The following is a 16,383-nucleotide window of genomic DNA, read 5'->3' as shown; positions in this document are numbered from 1 at the left end:
GCGTTGACTTTTGGCACGCTGTTGAGTTCTCAAGGAACGGTCGCTTCCTTTGTACTCACCCTCTCGGGCTTTCCTCCGGGCTTCCCTTCGGTGTTTCCAACCTTACCAGATCCGTTTTCCGTTCCGTTCCCGGTCGGAATTCATTTCCGGTGGCCGTTGGAAGGCCTTTGCCTATTCGGTCGCCTTCCGGCTCTCTTTCGGCGTTTCCAACTTTATCAGAAGTTCTTGGCCGGTCTGACCGGCCACTCATTTCTGAGTAAATCGGAGGTGGCTTCGATGTTCGGAGAGAAGTCTCCGTTATGAAGCAGATCGATTCTAACGATCAGTCCTGAACTTGTCCAGTTCTAGGCAACTGTTTGAATCTACCTCCCCGCCGGACCTGTGTCAACAGGTCTTCCGGGGCGAAGAGGAGACTAGCAGCTCACGAGGGGTCTCCGCACATCAGGCGGCCGTCGGGACGACGGCGCTGCGCTCGGTCTCCTCAAGGTCGCCCGTCTCGCCGGCGCGGGCGGCACGGCCGCCGAGGACGAAGACATAGGCGAGGAAGGCCAGCTCAGCGACGATTCCGATGCCGATGCGGGCCCAGGTTGGCAGGCCGGACGGGGTGACGAAGCCTTCGATGGCGCCGGAGACGAAGAGGACCAGGGCCAGCCCGATCGCCATGCCTACGGCGGCGCGGCCCTCTTCGGCCAGGGCGGTACGGCGACTGCGCGGGCCCGGGTCTATGAGGGTCCACCCGAGGCGGAGCCCGGTACCCGCGGCGACGAAGACCGCGGTGAGTTCGAGCAGCCCGTGCGGGAGGACCAGCCCCAGGAAGGCGTCGAGACGGCCGGCCGAGGACATCAGGCCGAAGCCGACGCCCAGGTTGAGCATGTTCTCGAAGAGGATGTAGAGGACCGGGAGGCCGAGAAAGACCCCCAGGACCAGACACATCGCGGCGGCCTCGGCGTTGTTCGTCCACACCTGGGCGGCGAACGAGGCCGCGGGATGGCTGGAGTAGTAGGTCTCGTACTCACCACCGGGACGGGTCAGCTCGCGTAGCTGGCTGGGGGCGGCGATGGTCGACTGCACGTCCGGGTGGGTGCCGATCCACCAGCCAAGAAGGATCGCGATGGCGGTGGATATGAGCGCGGTGGGGACCCACCAGTGACGGGACCGGTAGACGGCGGCCGGAAATCCCTGCCCCAGGAAGCGGACGACATCGCGCCAGGTGGCACGGCGGGCCCCGGTCACAGCACTACGCGCGCGTGCCACGAGTTGGCTGAGGCGTCCGACGAGCTGTGGGTCGGGTGCGCTGGACTGGATCAGGGAGAGGTGTGTGGCGGTGCGCTGGTAGAGGGCGACGAGTTCGTCGGCTTCCGCTCCGTTGAGACGCCGCTGACGGCGGAGGAGCGCGTCGAGGCGGTCCCACTCGGCTCGATGTGCGGAGACGAAGACGTCGAGGTCCATCGGGTCTGCCTGCTCCTCGGCTGGTCGTCGACTGCCTGTCGTAGCTGTCAGCTTGTCGTACTGCGGCGCGATGCGCTCTCAGCTTGGCAGACTTGCGCTGTACGGGGCAGACCAGGGGAAGGCGGCAGGCGTGAGTGAGCTGGTGACAGGTGAGGCGGTGGCGCTCGAACTGCGTCCCGCGAGGCTGCCCAGCAGGGCGCTGGCCATACTGCTGGACCTGGTCGTGGCCATGACCGTGTACATCGGTGTGTCCATAGGCCTGGTGGCGGCCACGGCCTCGCTGGACGAGGCCGCACAGGTCGCCCTGTCGCTCGCGGCCTTCCTGTTGCTGCTGGTGGGCGGGCCGATCGCGGTGGAAACGCTGAGCCATGGGCGCTCGCTGGGGAAGATGGCCTGCGGACTGCGTGTGGTGCGCGATGACGGCGGACCCATCCGGTTCCGGCACGCGTTGGTGCGTGGTGCTCTCGGCGTGATCGAGATTCTGATGACGTTCGGGGTCGTCGCCTGTATCGCTTCGCTGGTCTCGGCGCGCGGCCGACGACTGGGGGATGTGTTCGCGGGGACTCTGGTCGTGCGTGAGCGGGTGCCCGCCGGGCAGACCCGATTCATTCCGCCGCCTCCGCCCTGGCTGGCGGGACGTTTCGCCGAGCTGGATCTGTCGGCCGTTCCGGACGGGCTGTGGCTTGCCGTCCGGCAGTATCTGACGCGGATGCAGCAGCTCGATCCGCAGGTCTCCTGGGCGATGGCCGAGCAGCTCGCGGCCGACCTCGCGGCCCGGACGGGGACTCCGGCGCCGCAGGGCATTCCGCCGGCGGCGTATCTGGCGGCGGTGGCACAGGAGCGGCAGGCGCGGGAGGCCCGGCGGGCCTTCGCCGGCCGTGCCCCCTCGGAGTCCGGTGCGCCGGGCGCGTACGGCCCCCCACAGACGCCAGGTGCTCCCTATGGACCGGGCGCGCCCCACGGCTACGCCCCGCCGGTGCCTCAGGGGCCCGCGCCGCTGTCGGCTCCGTACCGGCCCGGGCCCGCAGCGTCGGCCGGTACGTATCCCCCGCCCGCGCCGGTGGAACAGCCCCCGGCTGCCGCACCCGCCACCTCCCCGGCGACTTCCCCGGCGGCCGAACGGCCCTCCACCGGGTTCGTACCGCCGGCCTAGGACCGAACCCGAAGCCCGGTCAGTCGGCGAAGACGGACGGCGGCGACCGCAGGTCCTCCAGCTCGATTCCGGGTGCCGCCAGGACCACGTCGCCGGCCAGGTGCACGGCGTGCTGCTCTCCCGTGTCCAGGGCTGTGACCTGGTATTCGTCCACGGTCAGAGGGCCATTGTCAGTGGCGTGTGCTTCGCTTTTCACCAAGGCCCAGGACTGGTCCACGGTGCGCGGGGCGAGGACCGGGTCCGTGAAGGCCACGAGGCGTACGCGGGTCGCGGCGGCGGAAGGGGTGAGGCGCAGGAGACGGGCGGTGGCGACCAGAAACGCGGGGGAAGTGCCGGTGAAGGCGTGGGCGCGCACATGGCCTTCGGTGGCATGAGTGCCGGTGGGGTCCGTGCGGACCCAGGTGACGCCGTCGAGGGCGGCGCCGCGCACCTGCCAGCTCCCGGCGTGCAGTTCGAGGCGGATGGGGCGGCCGAGGTCGTCGATTGCCAGATCGACCGAGCCGCAGTGGTCACCGGAGGGGGTGGTCACCTGGGAGACATAACGCCAGCCGGAGGGGCCGGGGGCGCACTGGAAGTGTTCTTCGCCGAGGGGGGTGTGATCGTGCGGATCGTGGAGCGAATAGCGGCCGCGGGGCATGGGGGTCCTGGGTCTTAGCGGGCTGCCGGTCCGGTGCTCGGTCCTGCGGTACGGCCGCGGGGGCGGGCCGACGTCCCAAAGGGGCAGGCCCCCGACACGGGGGTGCGGGGGCCTGCCTCGATGGACCGGAGCGTCTGCCTCCGGGAGAGCGCGTCAGTGCACTGGCGTGCTCTCCCGGAGGGCGGGCCGCGGACTCAGCCGAGGCGCCTCAGCGGCGTTACCTCAGTAGCGGTAGTGGTCCGACTTGTAGGGGCCCTCGACCTTCACGCCGATGTACGAGGCCTGCTCGGGGCGCAGCGTCGTGAGCTTCACCCCGAGCGCGTCCAGGTGCAGGCGGGCGACCTTCTCGTCGAGGTGCTTGGGCAGCGTGTAGACGCCGACCGGGTACTCGTCGGGCTTGGTGAACAGCTCGATCTGGGCCAGGGTCTGGTCCGCGAAGGAGTTGGACATCACGAACGACGGGTGACCGGTGGCGTTGCCCAAGTTCAGCAGGCGGCCCTCGGAGAGGACGATGATCACCTTGCCGTCGGCGAACTTCCAGGTGTGGACCTGTGGCTTGACCTCGTCCTTGACGATGCCGGGGATCTTGGCGAGGCCGGCCATGTCGATCTCGTTGTCGAAGTGGCCGATGTTGCCGACGATGGCCTGGTGCTTCATCTTGGCCATGTCCGAGGCCATGATGATGTCCTTGTTGCCGGTCGTGGTGACGAAGATGTCGGCCTTGTCGATGACCTCGTCGAGAGTCGTGACCTGGTAGCCGTCCATCGCGGCCTGGAGGGCGCAGATCGGGTCGATCTCGGTGACGATCACGCGGGCGCCCTGTCCGCGCAGGGACTCCGCGCAGCCCTTGCCCACGTCGCCGTAGCCGCAGACGACCGCGGTCTTGCCGCCGATCAGGACGTCGGTGGCGCGGTTGATGCCGTCGATGAGGGAGTGGCGGCAGCCGTACTTGTTGTCGAACTTCGACTTGGTGACGGCGTCGTTGACGTTGATCGCCGGGAACAGGAGCTCGCCGTCACGCTGCATCTCGTACAGGCGGTGGACGCCGGTCGTGGTCTCCTCGGTGACGCCGCGGATCTCGGACGCCAGCTGGGTCCACTTCTGCGAGCCGTCCGTGATGGTGCGGTGCAGGAGTTCGAGGATGACGCGGTGTTCGTCGGACTCGGCGGTGTCGACGGACGGCACCTTGCCGTCCTTCTCGTACTCGACGCCCTTGTGGACGAGGAGGGTGGCGTCACCGCCGTCGTCCAGGATCATGTTCGGGCCGCCGGTGGGGGTGTTCGGCCAGGTCAGCGCCTGCTCCGTGCACCACCAGTACTCCTCCAGCGTCTCGCCCTTCCAGGCGAAGACGGGGACGCCCTGCGGGTTGTCGGGCGTGCCGTTCGGGCCGACGGCGATGGCGGCGGCCGCGTGGTCCTGGGTGGAAAAGATGTTGCAGGACGCCCAGCGGACCTCGGCGCCGAGGGCGACCAGGGTCTCGATGAGGACGGCGGTCTGCACGGTCATGTGCAGGGAGCCGGTGACGCGGGCGCCGGCCAACGGCTGCGCGTCGGCGTACTCCTTGCGGATCGACATCAGGCCGGGCATCTCGTGCTCGGCGAGGGTGATCTCCTTGCGGCCGAAGTCGGCCAGGGAGAGGTCGGCGACCTTGAAGTCCTGTCGGTTGTCGACAGTCGTCATTGCGAGCTGCTCCTCGTATCGGGTCGAGGGTGGGTACGGCTGGTCTGCGCGGCGGCGGACACAGGGGTGCCCGACAAGAGGACACAGGCATGCCCGCGAACGCGCAGCGCAGTCCGTCGGAGGCCCTCTCTCCCTCGGCCGGCCCGCAGGGGGCCGCCCGACCGCCATCAGCAGCGACGTCTGGCTCCGTCCCAAGCTACACCGGTGGGGCGGGGCGTCCCCAGTCCGGCTCCGAACAGTTCACGCCGTTCGAGGGGGCGGGCGGGGCGGCGGGGTGGGATGTGAAGAGGTGATGAGGGTCTCCGCGAGGGGGTGCACAGGAGCGACCAGAAGGTGACCAACCAGGACTTTCGCGCCTTTGAGCCGGGGTAGGGGTGTTGCAGGATGCAGGGCGATCGGGAGTTCCGATCGAGCGCGCGGAGCGTCCGGGACGGCGTTTCGTGTGACGAAGGCGTTAGGAGATCGACGTGGCCAGTCCGGCCGGCCCTCCCCCCACGGGCAGCCACGGTGACGAGCCGAAGACGGTGAAGCTGCTGGCGGTGACCGCGTGCCCGACGGGTATCGCGCACACCTACATGGCAGCCGAGAAGCTCGCGCAGGCCGCTCAGAGCCGCGGTATCGACATGAAGGTGGAGACCCAGGGTTCCATCGGGGCCGAGAATTTATTTGATGACAACGATGTCAGAACTGCGGACGGTGTCATCGTCGCCGCCGACAAGGACGTGGATCTGAGCCGCTTCGTCGGCAAGCGGGTGCTCAAGGTCGGGGTGGCCGAGGGCATCCGCCATCCCGGGCAGTTGATCGAACGGGTTCGGTCGGCGCCCGTGCACCAGCCCGGGGGCTCGGCGGCGGACCCGGCTTCGGACTCGGCAGCGGGCAGTGGCAAGGAGCGGAGCGTCGCGTACAAGGCGCTGATGAACGACGTCAGCTACATGATCCCGTTCGTCGTGGTCGGCGGGTTGCTGATCGCGATCTCACTCTCGCTGGGCGGGAACCCGGGCCCCTCGGGCGGGCTCGTCATCCCGAGGGACTCCTTCTGGATGGACGTGAACAACATCGGCGTCATCGGCTTCATCGGCTTCATCGGCTTCACGCTGATGGTGCCGATCCTCTCCGGGTACATCGCGTACGCCATCGGCGACCGGCCCGCGCTGGTGCCGGGCATGATCGGCGGCTGGATCGCCAACACCGGGTCGCTGTACGACTCGAAGGCGGGCGCGGGGTTCATCGGAGCGATCGTGACCGGGTTCCTGGCCGGATATCTGGTGCTGTGGATCAGGAAGGTCAAGGTCCCGAAGTTCGTCCAGCCGATCATGCCGATCATCGTGATCCCGATCGTGGCGACGACGGCGCTTGGGCTGTTCTTCATCTACGTGATCGGGAAGCCGATCGCCTGGGTCTTCGAGCATCTGACCAGCTGGCTGAGCGGGATGACGGGCACCAGCGCAATCCTGCTGGGAGCGATCCTGGGCCTGATGATCGCGTTCGACATGCGCGGGCCGGTCAACAAGACGGCGTTCCTCTTCGGCGCCGGGCTGATCGCGACCGGCAACCAGACGGTGATGGGCATGTGCGCCGCCGCGATCCCGGTCATGCCGCTGGGCCAGGGGCCGGCCACGCTGATCCGGAAGCGGCTGTACGACGAGCAGGAGCGGGAGACCGGTCTGGCCTCCCTGTTCATGGGCTGCTTCGGTATCTCGGAGGGCGCGATCCCGTTCGCCGCGGCGCGGCCCGCGCAGGTCATCCCGGCCAACATGCTGGGCGGCGCGGTCGCCGGTGCGATCGCCGGGCCGGCCGGGGTGAAGGACGCGGTGCCGCACGGCGGGCCGATCGTGGCGGTGCTGGGCGCGGTGAGCGGCGTACCGATGTTCTTCCTGGCCGTTGTGATCGGGACGGTGGTGACGGCGGTGACGACCGTGGCGCTGGTCGACCTGAGCACGCGGAAGAGGGGCGGCGAGACGGCGGAGGGGGCAGGCGCGGGCACACCGGTTGAGATGCCCGGGTCCGTGCTGGTCGGGGCGTCGGCCGGTGGGGGTGCGGTTCGGGTGGCAGTCGGTGTGGGTGGTGCGCACCTTCGGACAGCGACGGATACGGCGGATACGGCGGCAGCAGGTGCGGCGGATGCGGCGGATGCGGCGGATACACATGAACGCGGCACGGGCGGGGTTCTCTCCGGGTATCTGACCGAGCGGACCGTCAAGGTCCGGCTGGACTCGGACGGCAAGGAGGACGCGATCCGGGAGATGGCCGGGTTGCTGGCGGGCAGCGGCCGGGTCGCGGATGCCGAGGAGCTGGTGGCCACCGCGCTGCGGCGCGAGGCGCAGGGGACGACCGGGCTCGGTGAGGAGATCGCGATCCCGCATGCCAAGGCGGATGCGGTGACCGCGCCGGTCGTCGGGTTCGCGCGGTCGGCGGAGGGCGTCGAGTGGGGCTCGCTGGACGGTACGAAGGCACGGCTGGTCTTCATGATCGCCGTACCGGAGGGGGCCGCCGGTGACGAGCATCTGCGGATACTCGCGCTGCTGTCCCGGAAGTTGATGGACGCCGGGTTCCGGGAGCGGCTGCTGGCGGCACCGGACGAGCGGGCGGTGCTGGGCGTGCTGAGCGAGGTCGGATGACCGGATGACAGCGGGCCCGCGTCCCCGGCGGACGAGGAGGCGGGCCCATGTTCGGCGTGCGCCGCGCCAGAGCCAAAGCCAGAACCGAGGGCCAGGGCCACTGACGAGCTGGGCCTGAGCGGGATCGGCAGTGAAGGGCACCCGACGGCGACGGGCCCGCTCCCCTGTCTCAGGAGGCGGGCCCGTCGCTGTGTCGGTCGGGGCAGGTCAGTGGCCGGCGGGGTGGGGGGTCGGGCCGCCCGGGGTGGCTTCGGGGTCGGGGCCCTTGGCGGCCTCGGCCTCGCTGTAGATGTCGGGTTCGAGGTAGATCACGCGAGCGATGGGGACCGCGGTGCGGATGCGGGCCTCGGCGGCGTTGATGGCCTTCGCGACCTCGGCGGCCGTGTCGTCGTGCCGGACGGCGATCTTGGCGGCGACGAGCAGTTCCTCGGGGCCGAGGTGGAGCGTGCGCATGTGGATGATGCCGGTGACCGTGTCGCCGTCGACGATCGCGGCCTCGATCTTCTTGACCTCTTCGACGCCCGCGGCCTCGCCGAGGAGGAGGGACTTGGTCTCGGCGGCGAGGACCAGGGCGATGAGGACGAGCAGGACGCCGATGCAGACCGTGCCGATGCCGTCCCAGACGCCGTCGCCGGTGAGCAGGGCGAGGCCGACGCCGCCGAGGGCGAGGACCAGACCGATGAGGGCGCCGAAGTCCTCGAGGAGGACGACAGGCAGCTCGGGTGCCTTGGCGCGGCGGATGAACTGCGACCAGGACAGCCTGCCCCGCAGCTCGTTGGACTCCTTGATGGCCGTGCGGAAGGAGAAGCCCTCCGCGATGATCGCGAAGAGCAGGACGCCCACCGGCCAGTACCAGTGTTCGACCTCGTGGGGGTGGCTGATCTTCTCGTAGCCCTCGTAGATGGCGAACATGCCGCCGACCGAGAAGAGGACGATGGATACGAGGAAGGCGTAGATGTACCGCTCGCGGCCGTAGCCGAAGGGGTGTTGCGGGGTCGCCTCGCGCTGGGCCTTCTTGCCGCCGATGAGCAGCAGGAACTGGTTGCCGGAGTCGGCGACCGAGTGCACGCCCTCGGCGAGCATCGACGAGGAGCCGCTGAACGCGAACGCCACGAACTTCGCTGCCGCGATCGCGAGGTTGGCGCCGAGTGCCGCCACGATCGCCCTGGTGCCGCCTGACGCGCTCATGTGTCCGCGATGTCCCTTCTCGCCGTCGTCCGTCTACGCCGTCCAGGCGTGCGCTCGTCTTTGCCCGTGCTTTGCCGGATGGGTCATTCTTGCAGCCCTGCCCGGTAGCGGCTCGTCAGGTATCCACAATCCCGGTACGACAATCAGACCAATCCAGAACCACGGATACCTCAGACGATCACCGTGGCGCGGAAGACCGTGCCCGCGCCCGAGACCTCCGCCTTTTCGCCCGCGGGGACGAACACCGACTGGCCGGGCGTCAGGTCGTACTCGCCCGCCCGGACCGTGCCGGCCGTGCAGAGCAGGATCTGCGGGGTCGGCAGGGTCAGGTCGTGGGCCGTGGTGCCCTCGGGCAGCACGTACCGGGAGAGCCGGAACTCGTCGATCGGCGTCTCGTACACCTCCTCGCCGTCCGGGGCGGCCTCCGGGCGCAGCACGCCGGCGTCGCGGGCCTCGAAGCGGACGACGCGCAGGAGCTCGGGGACGTCGACGTGCTTGGGGGTCAGGCCACAGCGCAGCACGTTGTCGGAGTTGGCCATGATCTCGACGCCGAGGCCGCTGAGGTAGGCGTGCGGGATGCCGGCACCGAGGAAGAGGGCCTCGCCGGGCTGGAGACGGACGTGGTTGAGGAGCATCGAGGCGATCACGCCGGGGTCGCCCGGGTAGTGGTGGGCGAGGTCGGCGTAGGGCGCGTGGTCGCCGCCGAGGCGGGTGCAGGCGGCGGTGGTCTCGGCGACCGTGCGGGCCATCTCCTCGCGGTCGGCGGTGAGGATCGCGGTGAGGACCTCGCGCAGGGCCGTTTCCTCGGGGTGGGCGCGCAGCAGGTCGACGTACGGCTTGAGGGAGTCGACGTCGAGGGCTTCGAGGAGTTCGGCGGCCTCCTCCGGGGCTCGGAAGCCGCACATACCGTCGAACTCGGTGAGCGCGCAGATCAGTTCGGGCTTGTGGTTGGCGTCCTTGTAGTTGCGGTCCGGGGCGTTCAGCGGGATCCCGCGCCGCTCCTCGTCCTCGTAACCCTCCCTGGCCTGCTCCAGGTTGGGGTGCACCTGGAGGGAGAGCGGGGCGCCGGCCGCGAGGATCTTGAGCAGGAAGGGCAGCCGCGGGCCGAACTTGGCGACGGCCGCCTCGCCCAGCTCGGCCTTCGGGTTCGCGTCGATGACCTCGACCAGCGTGCCGCGCGCGGTACGCGAAGGGGCGCCCGGGTGCGCGCCCATCCACATCTCCGCCTGCGGCTCGCCGCTCGGCTCGACCCCGAGCAGCTTCGGGATGGCGGTCGGGGAACCCCACGCGTAGGGGCGGATGGTGTTGTCGAGGCGGTCCATGACTTCTCTCTGCCGGTTCTCTCTGCGTACGGGGCGATCAGCGAACAGGGGCGCGTAGGGACACGGGGCGCGTCGTACAACGGTGTACGACGATCCGCGACCGGTCCACGTCCGCGTACGCCGGTGCGCGACGGCCGTGTTCACCCTGCGTTCCCCCACCGGTCGGCCTCCGGTACGGCTCTCAGGTCGTCCTTCGTACGGCGGGCCCGGTGTCGGTGTCCACCTCAGGCCCCCGAAGCGAGCGCCAGGTAAACGGCGGCGAAATCCGTGACGGCGATCAGTTCCGCGAGGGTCTCCAGCTCGTCGCCCTCCTCGGGCTCCAGCTCGCTGACCGGGGTGTCGTGGCCGAGGGCGAGCTCGCGGGCGGCGGGCGCCGCGGTGAGTCCGCCGAGGGGGCGGTCGCGCAGCAGCACCACGTGCGCGTGCAGCGCGGGGGCCTCCTCCACGCGGTCGCGGAAGAAGTCGTCGGGGTCGGCGCTGGCGGCGAGCGGGCCGGCGAGCAGGGCGTGGTGGGCCGCCAGGGCCTCGGGGAGTTCGGCGACCAGGGCGGGGCGGCCGGCCAGTTCGGCGAGGGCGGCGGCAAAGCGTCGGCCGGCGGGCCCGGCCGAGACGCCCTCCGTCCAGACCACCGGGAGCGCGTCGGCGAGATCCGAGGCGAGGGTCTTGGCGGGGTTGCTGTAGGTCACGATGGCCGGGCCGCAGCGCTCGGCGATGCGGTCGAGGCGGTCGGCGACCTTCTCCAGGTCCTCCGGCGGGGCGGTCACCAGGCCGATGCGGTCGAGGAGCACCAGCAGCGGGGTGAGCAGCGCCCACAGGACGCCCGGGGAGGAACCGGCGAGCGGCTCGCCCTGGTCGTACGGAGCCGTCGCCATCGGTACGAACAGGCCGTGGGCGCCGGCCACCGCCTCGGCGAGCGGGGTCTGGGCGGGGGCCACGGCGGCGACGGAGCAGCCGCGCCGGTAGGCCTGGTCGGCGAGGAGGGAGAGGCTGGGTTCGGCGCCGTCCGGGGTGGCGATCAGCAGCAGGTCGACGGAGCCGGCCCAGCCGGGCAGCTCCCAGCGCAGGGCGCCGGCGGCCGGCGCGACGCCGGAGGGGGCCAGCCGGATGACGGGGCTGCCGGGGCCGGCCAGCGAGCCGAGGAGGTCGGCCGCGTGGGTGGCGGCGACGCCGGGGCCCGCGATCAGGACGGCGCGCGGGCGGCCGTCCGGCTTCAGCTCCTGGACACCTGCCTCGATGGCGTGCCGGGCCGCGGTACGGACGCGGGCGCCGGCCTCGGCCGCGCCGCGCAGCAGACCTCGGCGGTCGGCCTCGGCGAGGCCCTCCGGGGTGTCGAGCAGCGATTCGTCGAGCATGGGAGCGGCCTCCGGTTGCCGGGGTCCTGATGCGGTGCGGTTGTGGTCGCGGTGGTGGTGCTTACGCGGGGCGGCGGGCCTCGTCGACGAGGAGGACGGGGATGCCGTCGCGGACGGGGTACGCCAGGCCGCAGTCCTGGCCGGTGCAGATCAGCTCGGCGTCCTGCTCCTTGAGGGGGGCGTGGCAGGCCGGGCAGGCGAGGATCTCCAGAAGGCCGGCTTCGAGCGGCATGGCGTTTCCCTTCGGGGATTCGGGGATTCGGGGTCTCGGGGAGCGGGATGTTCGCGTGCGGTCAGATTACCGCCGCCAGGGTGGGCGGGGCCGTTTACCGGCGCCGGGGTGGGCGGGGCCGGTCTCAGCCCCTGATGATCGCCAGTACCTCGTCCCGTACCTTCGTCATCGTCGCCTCGTCCCTGGCCTCCGCGTTCAGGCGCAGCAGCGGTTCGGTGTTGGACGGGCGGACGTTGAACCACCAGTCGGCGGCGGTGACGGTGAGCCCGTCCAGGTCGTCCAGGGTGGTGTCGTCGCGGTCCCCGTAGGCGGCGCGGATGTCCGCGAGGCTGGCCTGCTGGTCGGCGACCGTGGAGTTGATCTCGCCGGAGCCGGCATAGCGGTCGTACTGGGCGACGAGGGAGGACAGCGGCCCGGTCTGGCCGCCGAGGGTGGCGAGGACGTGCAGGGCGGCCAGCATGCCCGTGTCCGCGTTCCAGAAGTCCTTGAAGTAGTAGTGGGCCGAGTGCTCGCCGCCGAAGATCGCGCCGGACCTCGCCATCTCGGCCTTGATGAACGAGTGGCCGACGCGGGTGCGGACCGGGGTGCCGCCGTTCTCCCGGACCACCTCCGGGACGGTCCAGGACGTGATCAGGTTGTGGATGACCGTGCCCTTGCCGCCGTTCCGGGCGAGTTCGCGGGCGGCGACGAGGGCGGTGATCGCCGACGGGGAGACCGGCTCGCCGCGCTCGTCCACGACGAAGCAGCGGTCGGCGTCGCCGTCGAAGGCCAGGCCGAGGTCGGCCGACTCCTCGCGGACGCGCTGCTGGAGGTCCACGATGTTGGCGGGGTCGAGCGGGTTGGCCTCGTGGTTCGGGAAGGTGCCGTCCAGCTCGAAGTACATCGGGACCAGGGTCAGGGGCAGGCCCTCGAAGACGGTCGGGACCGTGTGGCCGCCCATGCCGTTGCCCGCGTCGACCACGACCTTCAGCGGGCGGATGGAGGTCAGGTCCACGAGTGAGCGCAGATGGGCCGCGTAGTCCGTCAACGTCTCGCGCGAGGTGATGGTTCCGGGCGTGGCGGCCGGCTCCGGGGCGCCTTCCTCCGACCAGCGCTCCGCCAGCTCCCGGATCTCCGTCAGGCCGGTGTCCTGGCCCACCGGAGCGGCTCCCGCGCGGCACATCTTGATGCCGTTGTACTGCGCCGGGTTGTGCGAGGCCGTGAACATCGCGCCGGGCAGCCCGAGTGCGCCCGAGGCGTAGTACAGCTGGTCGGTCGAGCAGAGGCCGATCTCGGTGACGTCGACGCCGCGGGCCGCCGCGCCGCGCGCGAAGGCGCGGGACAGGCCGGGCGAGGAGGGCCGCATGTCGTGGCCGACGACGATCGCGGCGGCGCCGGTCACCTGTACGAACGCGGCGCCGAACAGCTCGGCGAGCGCCTCGTCCCACTGGTCCGGAACAACCCCGCGCACGTCGTACGCCTTGACGATCTGCGACAGATCAGCAACCACGGGCCAACCCTCCTGAAGTCCTATCGGTCGCCCCAAACTACCTGCCCCGGGTGAGGCGCGGACGCGGGATCCGCCAGCGGGATCCCCGACGGACTCCCGGCGCGGACTCCCGGGGGACTCCCCGCGGACTCCCCGCGGTCTCCCGGCCGTGATCTGCGGATATCCACGCCGATCTACGCCGATCGCATGCGACCCCATGCGAGCCACCACGGTCAGACCCGGCCAGTCCCGCTCCCGCGCAGCCGGTCACGCGCAGCCACTCCCCCACAGCCGGCCCCGCACAGCCCCACTCCCGCACAGCCCGTCACGGCAGCATCCACCCCAGCACCGGTGAGCTCTGCCCCGCCACGATCAGGCTCATCACCAGCAGCAGTCCGAGGCTCCACGGGAGCACCCTGCGCAGCAGGTCCCCCTCCCGCCCCTCCAGGCCGACCGCCGCACAGGCGATCGTGAGGTTCTGCGGGGAGATCATCTTGCCGAGCACGCCGCCGGAGCTGTTGGCGGCCGCCAGGAGTTCCGGCGAGAGTCCCGACTCGTGCGCGGCGCTCACCTGAAGGGCGCCGAAGAGCGCGTTGGCCGAGGTGTCGGAGCCGGAGACCGCGACGCCGAACCAGCCGAGGACCGGCGACAGGAAGGCGAGGCCCGCACCGGCCGCCGCCACGAACTGGCCGATGGTGGCCGCCTGTCCGGAGAGGTTCATGACGTAGGCGAGGGCGAGGACGGATGTCACCGTGAGGATGGCGAACCTCAACTCCCGTACCGTCGCCGCCCACTCCGCGACCGCCACGCGCGCGTGCACGCGCAGGACGGCCGCCGTGGCGATGCCGGCGAGCAGGACGAGGGTGCCGCCGGTCGACACCACCGGCCAGGTGAAGAGATTCCCGCCGACCGGTTGGCCGTTCGGGTTGACGACGTCCAGGAAGGGCCAGTCGTAGACCTGGTTCGCCTGTGCCAGCCAGTCCTTGACGGGCGGTATCTGGGCGACGGAGAAGACGACGACGATGAGGGCGTACGGGGCGTAGGCGCGCAGGACTTCGGGGCGCGGGTCGGGTTCGTCGAGGTCCGCGCTGCGGGCGCCGGTGAGCACGGCGGCACGCACCTCCTCGGCGGCGGGCACGCGCGCGTGCGGTACGGCGACCAGGGCGGCCGCGCCGGCCAGCGCGGCGCAGATGTCGGCGAGTTGGGCGGAGACGTAGTTGGAGGCGGCGAACTGGGCGGCGGCGAAGGCGACTCCGCATGCCAGGGCGGGCACCCAGGTCTCGCGGAGTCCGCGCGTGCCGTCGACGAGGCCGACCAGCACCAGGGGCACCACCAGGGCCAGCAGCGGGGTCTGACGGCCCACCACGGAGGCCACCGAGTCCAGTGGCAGTCCGGTGACTTGGGCGAGTGTGACCACGGGCGTGCCCATCGCGCCGAAGGCGACCGGCGCCGTGTTGGCGACCAGGGCGAGCACGGCCGCGCGTACCGGGTCGAAGCCGAGGGCGACGAGCATGACCGAGCAGATCGCGACCGGGGCGCCGAATCCGGCCAGCGCCTCCAGGAGGGCGCCGAAGCAGAAGGCGATCACCAGGGCCTGGATGCGCGGGTCGTCGGAGAGTCGCCCGAACGAGCGGCGCAGGATGTCGAAGTGCCGGGTGCGGACCGTCATCCGGTACACCCACAGGGCGTTGACGACGATCCACAGGATGGGGAACAGACCGAACGCGGCGCCCTGGGCGGCGCTGGAGAGCGTCTGACCGAGCGGCATGCCGTAGGCGAGGCGGGCGACGAGTACGGCCGCCACAAGGCCCGTCAGGCCCGCGAGGTGGGCTTTCACCCGGACACCGCCGAGCAGGATCAGGACGATCACCAGGGGCAGGGCGGCCACCAGGGCGGACAGGCCCAGGGAGTCGGCGAGGGGTTCCAGTTGCTGGACGTACACGGGCGCCTCCCCGGATTCCGGCATGCGGAAAGCGATTTCCCGCCGGTCACCCGGAATGGTCGTGTCCGCGACAACGACACGTCAATGGGTGTGCAGCACCGAACAGGACGGAGTGGGAAGGACCGAACGAGGAGGAGCCGGAGGAAACCCGGGGCGACCGGACAGGGAGCGGCTCAGTTGTCGGGTGACCGCAGCACCCGCAGATGGCCGCGCCGTGCGACCTCCATCGGGTCCGCGCCGCGTCCGCCGCCCGCCTCGGCCGCCCGCTCCTGGGGGCGGGCCGCCTCGCGCACCGCGTTGGCGAGCGCTTCCAGGTCGTCCCCGCTGGGACGGGCCGGGGCGGAGCCGTCGATGAGCCGGACGACCTCCCAGCCGCGCGGGGCGGTGAGGCGCTCGGAGTGTTCGGCGCACAGGTCGTAGCAGTGGGGTTCGGCGTAGGTGGCGAGCGGGCCGAGGACCGCGGTCGAGTCGGCGTAGACGTACGTCAGCGTCGCGACGGCGGGTCGGCCGCAGGCGGTTCGCGAACAGCGACGTACAGGGCTCACGACGTTGGACGGTACCGCACTCTTGAGCGGGCCGCGACGACTCTCCCCCAGGTCACTCCACCGTGTCGTGTTGTGAAACGCCCCACACACCCCTCCGGACACGCCCCGCTGACCTGCGTGGACGGCACCGTCCAGGATCCCGGACACTATCGCATCTGGTCGTGAGTCGGTACAAACACCGTCAATTGCCTTGAGCTCGCCGGTCTTGTGGAGATACGGAAACGAGCCCAACCTTGGCTGGAATGGTCATCCTCCGACATGTCACCTCGGGCGGTGTCGAGGTGTGAGGCGGCGCGCCCGGAGCCCGCGAGGACTACGCTTCACCAGTGATGGACAACCGTGTACCGCCCCGTGCCGCCGGCCCCGGGCCCCGTCGACGCGATCGCCACGGTCGGGGCATGCGCGGGCCGATCGCACCACCTCAGGTGCCGCTGGCCGCAAGCCGCGCCGACGTGTTCGCGGATCTGGTGCAGGACTCCGTGGAGCGCCTGGAGCGGCGCTGGCCGCAGCTGGCCGACATCGATTTCCTGGTCCTTGAAGTGCCCCGGCTCCAGGACCGGCACGACGAGAGCTGGAGCGACGAGGCGGTGCCGCTGGGCGGGGTCATTCCCGCGCGCGAGGGACGCCGGGCACGCGTGGTGGTGTACCGGCGGCCGGTCGAGATCCGCACCAAGGGCCGCGACGAGCGGGCCGCGCTGGTGCACGAGGTCGTCGTGGAACAGGTCGCCGAACTGCTCGGCCTCACCCCGGAGACGGTGGACCCCCGCTACGGCGAGGAGTGAGCGGGAGTCCCTTCG

General features: G+C 70.8%; 14 protein-coding genes. 4 read left to right on the top strand and 10 right to left on the bottom strand.

Annotation, left to right across the window (positions count from 1 at the left end):
- A partial coding sequence (locus ACGFZQ_RS51080) for a hypothetical protein (protein WP_393846339.1) occupies positions 1-303 on the top strand: 303 nt, incomplete at its 5' end.
- Between the two features lie 138 nt (positions 304-441).
- Here ACGFZQ_RS51080 and ACGFZQ_RS51075 read toward each other — a convergent pair.
- A complete protein-coding gene (locus tag ACGFZQ_RS51075) occupies positions 442-1,449 on the bottom strand; it encodes a stage II sporulation protein M (protein WP_393846338.1) in 1,008 nt (335 codons plus the stop codon).
- A 130-nt stretch (positions 1,450-1,579) separates the two neighbouring features.
- On the opposite strand from ACGFZQ_RS51075, the gene ACGFZQ_RS51070 reads away from it, so the two are divergent.
- Positions 1,580-2,602 carry an RDD family protein gene (locus ACGFZQ_RS51070; RefSeq protein ID WP_393846337.1) on the top strand — a complete coding sequence of 341 codons (1,023 nt, stop codon included), beginning with the start codon at positions 1,580-1,582 and terminating at the stop codon, positions 2,600-2,602.
- Positions 2,603-2,621: 19 nt separating this feature from the next.
- On the opposite strand, the gene ACGFZQ_RS51065 is transcribed toward ACGFZQ_RS51070, so the two are convergent.
- Positions 2,622-3,239, bottom strand: a complete 618-nt coding sequence (locus tag ACGFZQ_RS51065; protein ID WP_393846336.1) for a hypothetical protein — start codon at positions 3,237-3,239, stop codon at positions 2,622-2,624.
- A 222-nt stretch (positions 3,240-3,461) separates the two neighbouring features.
- Complete coding sequence (gene ahcY / locus ACGFZQ_RS51060; RefSeq protein WP_351738655.1) at positions 3,462-4,919, bottom strand: adenosylhomocysteinase; 1,458 nt, start codon at positions 4,917-4,919, stop codon at positions 3,462-3,464.
- 467 nt (positions 4,920-5,386) lie between these two features.
- Here ahcY and ACGFZQ_RS51055 point away from each other — a divergent pair, with 467 nt between their 5' ends.
- Complete coding sequence (locus ACGFZQ_RS51055; protein WP_393846335.1) at positions 5,387-7,537, top strand: fructose-specific PTS transporter subunit EIIC; 2,151 nt, start codon at positions 5,387-5,389, stop codon at positions 7,535-7,537.
- A gap of 207 nt (positions 7,538-7,744) precedes the next feature.
- Here the strand turns inward: ACGFZQ_RS51055 and ACGFZQ_RS51050 are convergent, their stop codons facing one another.
- The 7 genes from ACGFZQ_RS51050 to ACGFZQ_RS51020 all read right to left on the bottom strand — a co-directional run bounded on the left by ACGFZQ_RS51050 (position 7,745) and on the right by ACGFZQ_RS51020 (position 15,637).
- Positions 7,745-8,725 (bottom strand): cation diffusion facilitator family transporter, encoded by a 981-nt coding sequence (locus tag ACGFZQ_RS51050; protein ID WP_393846334.1) that lies wholly within the window; start codon positions 8,723-8,725, stop codon positions 7,745-7,747.
- A gap of 170 nt (positions 8,726-8,895) precedes the next feature.
- Positions 8,896-10,047 carry a mannose-6-phosphate isomerase, class I gene (gene manA, locus ACGFZQ_RS51045; protein WP_393846333.1) on the bottom strand — a complete coding sequence of 384 codons (1,152 nt, stop codon included), beginning with the start codon at positions 10,045-10,047 and terminating at the stop codon, positions 8,896-8,898.
- Between the two features lie 224 nt (positions 10,048-10,271).
- Positions 10,272-11,399 (bottom strand): SIS domain-containing protein, encoded by a 1,128-nt coding sequence (locus ACGFZQ_RS51040; RefSeq protein WP_382543894.1) that lies wholly within the window; start codon positions 11,397-11,399, stop codon positions 10,272-10,274.
- A 61-nt stretch (positions 11,400-11,460) separates the two neighbouring features.
- Positions 11,461-11,631 (bottom strand): Trm112 family protein, encoded by a 171-nt coding sequence (locus tag ACGFZQ_RS51035; protein WP_020940431.1) that lies wholly within the window; start codon positions 11,629-11,631, stop codon positions 11,461-11,463.
- A gap of 124 nt (positions 11,632-11,755) precedes the next feature.
- Positions 11,756-13,120, bottom strand: a complete 1,365-nt coding sequence (locus tag ACGFZQ_RS51030; protein WP_382543897.1) for a phosphomannomutase/phosphoglucomutase — start codon at positions 13,118-13,120, stop codon at positions 11,756-11,758.
- A gap of 304 nt (positions 13,121-13,424) precedes the next feature.
- Complete coding sequence (locus tag ACGFZQ_RS51025) at positions 13,425-15,041, bottom strand: L-lactate permease (RefSeq protein WP_393846341.1); 1,617 nt, start codon at positions 15,039-15,041, stop codon at positions 13,425-13,427.
- 173 nt (positions 15,042-15,214) lie between these two features.
- A complete protein-coding gene (locus tag ACGFZQ_RS51020; protein ID WP_351706829.1) occupies positions 15,215-15,637 on the bottom strand; it encodes a DUF3499 domain-containing protein in 423 nt (140 codons plus the stop codon).
- Between the two features lie 278 nt (positions 15,638-15,915).
- Between ACGFZQ_RS51020 and ACGFZQ_RS51015 the strand changes: the two genes are divergently transcribed.
- Positions 15,916-16,368 (top strand): metallopeptidase family protein, encoded by a 453-nt coding sequence (locus ACGFZQ_RS51015; RefSeq protein WP_351706832.1) that lies wholly within the window; start codon positions 15,916-15,918, stop codon positions 16,366-16,368.
- The last annotated feature ends 15 nt before the right edge of the window (positions 16,369-16,383 follow it).

Source organism: Streptomyces sp. NPDC048254 (genome assembly GCF_043201895.1).
Classification (GTDB): domain Bacteria; phylum Actinomycetota; class Actinomycetes; order Streptomycetales; family Streptomycetaceae; genus Streptomyces.
This window is presented reverse-complemented; position numbering and strand designations above follow the sequence as displayed.

What these genes read in the sequence shown, in the direction of transcription:
- ACGFZQ_RS51075 (WP_393846338.1), bottom strand. Translation starts at nt 1,449, where the DNA reads ATGGACCTCGACGTCTTCGTCTCCGCACATCGAGCCGAGTGGGACCGC.
- ACGFZQ_RS51065 (WP_393846336.1), bottom strand. Translation starts at nt 3,239, where the DNA reads ATGCCCCGCGGCCGCTATTCGCTCCACGATCCGCACGATCACACCCCC.
- ACGFZQ_RS51040 (WP_382543894.1), bottom strand. Translation starts at nt 11,399, where the DNA reads ATGCTCGACGAATCGCTGCTCGACACCCCGGAGGGCCTCGCCGAGGCC.
- ACGFZQ_RS51035 (WP_020940431.1), bottom strand. Translation starts at nt 11,631, where the DNA reads ATGCCGCTCGAAGCCGGCCTTCTGGAGATCCTCGCCTGCCCGGCCTGC.
- manA (WP_393846333.1), bottom strand. Translation starts at nt 10,047, where the DNA reads ATGGACCGCCTCGACAACACCATCCGCCCCTACGCGTGGGGTTCCCCG.
- ahcY (WP_351738655.1), bottom strand. Translation starts at nt 4,919, where the DNA reads ATGACGACTGTCGACAACCGACAGGACTTCAAGGTCGCCGACCTCTCC.
- ACGFZQ_RS51050 (WP_393846334.1), bottom strand. Translation starts at nt 8,725, where the DNA reads ATGAGCGCGTCAGGCGGCACCAGGGCGATCGTGGCGGCACTCGGCGCC.
- ACGFZQ_RS51015 (WP_351706832.1), top strand. Translation starts at nt 15,916, where the DNA reads ATGGACAACCGTGTACCGCCCCGTGCCGCCGGCCCCGGGCCCCGTCGA.